At 60.7% G+C, this 4,120-nt stretch carries 5 protein-coding genes; 3 read left to right on the top strand and 2 right to left on the bottom strand.

The annotated features are described in order from the left end of the window. The coding region (locus ACTS2Z_RS14230) for a DUF2066 domain-containing protein (RefSeq protein ID WP_442573862.1) at nt 1-833 on the bottom strand (833 nt) is incomplete at its 3' end. A gap of 190 nt (nt 834-1,023) precedes the next feature. Between ACTS2Z_RS14230 and purM the strand changes: the two genes are divergently transcribed. Next, nucleotides 1,024-2,055, top strand: coding sequence for a phosphoribosylformylglycinamidine cyclo-ligase (gene purM / locus ACTS2Z_RS14225; RefSeq protein ID WP_442573861.1), 1,032 nt, complete (start codon nt 1,024-1,026; stop codon nt 2,053-2,055). Between the two features lie 14 nt (nt 2,056-2,069). On the opposite strand, the gene ACTS2Z_RS14220 is transcribed toward purM, so the two are convergent. Beyond that, entirely contained in the window at nt 2,070-2,879 is an 810-nt protein-coding gene (locus tag ACTS2Z_RS14220) for a DUF7946 domain-containing protein (RefSeq protein ID WP_442573860.1), read from the bottom strand. Between the two features lie 102 nt (nt 2,880-2,981). Here ACTS2Z_RS14220 and purN point away from each other — a divergent pair, with 102 nt between their 5' ends. Together purN and arfB are read left to right on the top strand one after the other, a co-directional pair. Further along, the gene (gene purN / locus ACTS2Z_RS14215) at nt 2,982-3,578 is read left to right on the top strand and encodes a phosphoribosylglycinamide formyltransferase (RefSeq protein WP_442573863.1); all 597 of its coding nucleotides are present in this window, start codon (nt 2,982-2,984) and stop codon (nt 3,576-3,578) included. A 9-nt stretch (nt 3,579-3,587) separates the two neighbouring features. After that, entirely contained in the window at nt 3,588-3,992 is a 405-nt protein-coding gene (arfB, locus tag ACTS2Z_RS14210; RefSeq protein WP_442573859.1) for an alternative ribosome rescue aminoacyl-tRNA hydrolase ArfB, read from the top strand. The last annotated feature ends 128 nt before the right edge of the window (nt 3,993-4,120 follow it).

Genomic DNA, 4,120 nt, shown 5'->3' with positions numbered 1-4,120 from the left:
TGGTCCAGACCCAGCAGGACCAGACGCCTCGCAAGCTCGTTATAACCGCCCTGGCTGGTGCTCGCCTCGACCGTGCTGGTGGCCGTATCCGGCCCGGCGAGATCGTAAACGATACCACTGGCACGAATGATGCCCTCGCCTTCGCGTGCGGTGATGACGGCAACGCGCGTCACGCCGTAAAGGCTCGCCAGCTCCCGCAGCGTGTACTCATCGCCAGATTGCGCGCTGGCGGCGCTGATCAGATTGCGCCCGACCGGCACGGCATTGTCGCCCTCGCCCGTCACACGTGAACCAAGCCCGATGAAGGGGGTGAGCGCGTTGGCATGGGCGCCCGAGCGCCACGCCTCGTACCACGCACCGCCCCACAGCCCCGTGCCTTCGGCGCGCTCGACCACAGGAATAACAAGGACTGCCGACGCCTGCGCCTCGACAAACGGCACGCCCTGTTCTCGCAGGAAGCTGCGCACTGAACGGGGATCGAAATTCACCGTCATGGTGGCGATATAGCGGTTGGCAGAACGGCGCTCGTCGGCGACCTGCAGGCCGGCCACCATTTCCTGCGCGGCGTCGGAAGGTATCGACACCAGGCCCGCACCGATGCGGTCCTCCGGCAGGGTCAGGCGTTCCAGCAGCACCTGTGCTGCCGCGATCTGGCCGGACCGGAAGGCCGCCGTCTGCGCCTCGGTGGTTGTCGCCGCGCGCTCGTCGACCTCGACACCGGAGACCGTGAACACGTCCTGCGCCAGCGCAGGTGCCACGAGGAAGATGCCGCAGAGCAGCGCGGTGAGCAGGGCAGCCATCTCGGCCCTCATCCGGGTCATCGTCTTAACCATCGCGCGCATCCTGACTGATTTGGAACTGTGTCGCCCGACTATACCTGCACTGGCCAGCGCGTGAAGGGTGTCAGCCACTTTCAGGCCCCGCCCGGATGCACAAAACTGCATGCAGCCTTGCCTTGGGACGGGGTTTGGGTTTTGTGTGCGTCAAAATCACCAAGCCACCCAGCCCACGGAGCGACCGGACATGGCCAGCACCCCGCCCTCCCAAGGGCTCACCTATGCCGGCGCCGGTGTCGATATCGACGCGGGCGACGCGCTGGTCGAAGCGATCAAGCCGCTGGCCAAATCCACCGCAAGGCCCGGTGCCAGCGCAGACCTTGGCGGATTTGGCGGGGCCTTCGACCTGAAAGCCGCAGGCTTCAGGGACCCGATACTGGTATCGGGCACGGACGGGGTCGGCACCAAGCTGCGCCTTGCCATTGATACCGGCATTGTCGACACGGTCGGCATCGACCTTGTCGCCATGTGCGTGAACGACGTGCTGGCGCAAGGCGCAGAGCCGCTCTTCTTTCTCGACTATTTCGCCACCGGCAAGCTCGACCCGGCGCGCGGCGCAGACATCGTCAAGGGCATTGCGGCAGGCTGCCGTCTGGCCGGCTGCGCCCTGATTGGCGGTGAGACGGCCGAAATGCCGGGCATGTATGAGGGTGAGGATTTCGACCTTGCCGGCTTCGTGGTCGGGGCGGCCGAGCGCGGCCAGCTATTGCCGCGTGAAGACGACATGCAGGCTGGCGATGTGCTGATCGGACTGGCCTCGTCGGGCGCCCATTCCAACGGCTACTCGCTGATCCGGCGCGTGATCGATCATGCCGGCCTTACCTTCGACAGCGAGGCCCCCTTCGCGCCGGGCCGCAAGCTGGGCGAGGCCCTGCTGGAGCCGACCCGCATCTATGTGAAGTCCCTGATGCCGCTCGTCCGGGCGGGCAGGATCAAGGGTCTTGCCCACATTACCGGCGGCGGGATCACCGAGAACACACCGCGCATGCTGCCAGACCATCTCGGCTTCGAGGTGGATTATGCGAGCTTCGAGCGCCCGGCCATGTTCCGCTGGCTGGAAAGCGCGGGCGGCATTGCCGAAACCGAGATGCGCCGCACCTTCAATTGCGGGATCGGCATGATCGCCGCCGTCGCGGCAGAGGATGTTGACGCCGTCCTCGCCGCCTTGCGTGAAGCGGGTGAGACAGCCTGCGTCATTGGCCAGCTGACGGCGAAATGACAGCTGAACGTATTCTAGTTTAAGTATCCTGATGGATCTGCCGGGGTAACATTTCTCACCACAATACGTTTAACCTTTTCATCAATTGTTTCATAGGCTTGGTAAGTCACAAATATATCTGCGTCCTTTTTTCGAAAATACTGGCTATGGCTCCAAAGCAGCAACTCCACGGCAGCGTCGCTCGTAGTGTGATCTATGCTGAAACCGACACCCCGCCCCTCATCTCTCATAAAAATTCGTCCTGTCCTATCGCGCCCGTTCATGGCAGTTACATACATTGCTTTTTGTTTTACCTCTGCGTTGAAATTATCATTAAAAAGATACTGCTTTGTTCGATTGTTAAACACGACTTTATTATTGCTGCCCGAAACAATTACAATATTTGATGCCGTGCTTCCAATGGGAGTGTGGGCCCGCTTAAGTGGGTTTTGGATTGAGTCTGCAATTGCGTCGAAAGAACCTCTAGGAACCCGCTTATCCCAAGGCGCCAAGTCCTCTGGAGTGTCTGACCCCGTCGCCCGCTTAAACACTGCTTTAATAAAATCATAAATGAGGCTTCCGGAGATATTTAACCCAATAGCGGTAGCTGCCGGGCCTAAAATCAGTATCGCCGCCTCGAACTCAACACTTCCCTTTTCAGGCGCTCTAATTTGAAAAGACACGCTATCCGAATAAGGGGCTTTATATCGGACCTTACCGTGCTCCAAATAGAATGACGCCCTGCTAAATGCCATTCCCAAACCTGACAACGACTCGCCAACCTCGGTGACATCAATTAGACCGTCGGAGGAATCTTCCCCCCTGAATGAGATATTGAATTTCACTCAATCACCTATCGATCAGGGGAAACGCGAACATCTACCACTAAAAATTGATACCAAATCGCTTAGTGTGCAAGAAAATTGAGAATGGCCAGTTGATTGAATATGCATTCGAGCGAGCAGACAAAGAAAACCCCTATTGCGGTTCTCATTTCCGGGCGCGGATCAAACCTGCAATGCCTGATCGATGCCTGCGCGGCTGACGCCTATCCCGCCCGCATCGTGGCCGTGATCTCCAACCGGCCAGACGCCTATGGGCTGGAGCGGGCGCGAGCCGCCGGCATTCCCGCCATCGCCATCGACCACAAGGCCTATGAGGCCCGCGAGAGTTTTGAAGCCGCCCTTGATACCGCCTTGCGGGAGGCGGGTGCTCAGTTTGTCTGCCTTGCCGGCTTCATGCGCATCCTCACCGAGAGCTTCGTGAACCGGTGGGCGGGGCGGATGATCAACATCCACCCTTCTTTGCTGCCGAAATTCAAGGGCGTGGACACGCATAAACGCGCCATCGAGGCGGGCGAGACCGAACACGGCTGCACCGTTCACTGGGTGACACCCGGCATGGATGAAGGCCCGGTGATTGCGCAGGCCCGCGTGCCGGTCCTGCCCGGCGATACGCCCGAGACACTGGCCGCACGCGTGCTCGAACAGGAGCACCGGCTCTACCCGCAGGCGCTGGAGCTGGCGCTTGCGCAGCAGCGCTGAGGCGCGCTCATGCGCATCAACGACGATATCACCATCGATGAAAGCCTGATCACGGAGCGCTTCGTGAAGGCCTCCGGCCCCGGCGGCCAGCATGTGAACAAGACGGCGAGCGCGGTGCAATTGCACTTCGACGCCGGCGCGAGCGGCTTGCCCACACCCGTCCTCCAACGCCTTGCCGGAAGCCGGATGACATCCGCAGGCGTCCTTGTCCTACAAGTGGATGAACACCGCTCCCAGATGCGCAACCGCACAGAGGCGCGCGAACGGCTGAAAAACCTGATCGAACAGGCATTGCGAAAGCCCAAGCCCCGCATCAAGTCCCGCCCTTCGCTGAGTTCGGTGATCCGCCAGAAAGCCGCCAAGGCGAAGAAGAGCCAGACCAAGGCAATGCGTAAAAAGCCGGGACTGGAATAACCCCCTTCAGCGCCTCCATCCCCACCCGGTTCCGGAGTGAGGTTGAAGCAACGGATGGCGCGGGCGGCTTTGAGAAAGCCAATCGCGAACGTTCAAACGGGCCCTCTCAAGGCCGCCCGCACGCAGGT

It is taken from the genome of Glycocaulis sp., assembly GCF_052168375.1.
Taxonomy (GTDB): domain Bacteria; phylum Pseudomonadota; class Alphaproteobacteria; order Caulobacterales; family Maricaulaceae; genus Glycocaulis.
Note: the sequence above shows the minus strand (reverse complement) of the source record. Positions and strands in the feature narration are given on the sequence as shown.

What these genes read in the sequence shown, in the direction of transcription:
- purM (WP_442573861.1), top strand. Translation starts at nt 1,024, where the DNA reads ATGGCCAGCACCCCGCCCTCCCAAGGGCTCACCTATGCCGGCGCCGGT.
- purN (WP_442573863.1), top strand. Translation starts at nt 2,982, where the DNA reads ATGCATTCGAGCGAGCAGACAAAGAAAACCCCTATTGCGGTTCTCATT.
- arfB (WP_442573859.1), top strand. Translation starts at nt 3,588, where the DNA reads ATGCGCATCAACGACGATATCACCATCGATGAAAGCCTGATCACGGAG.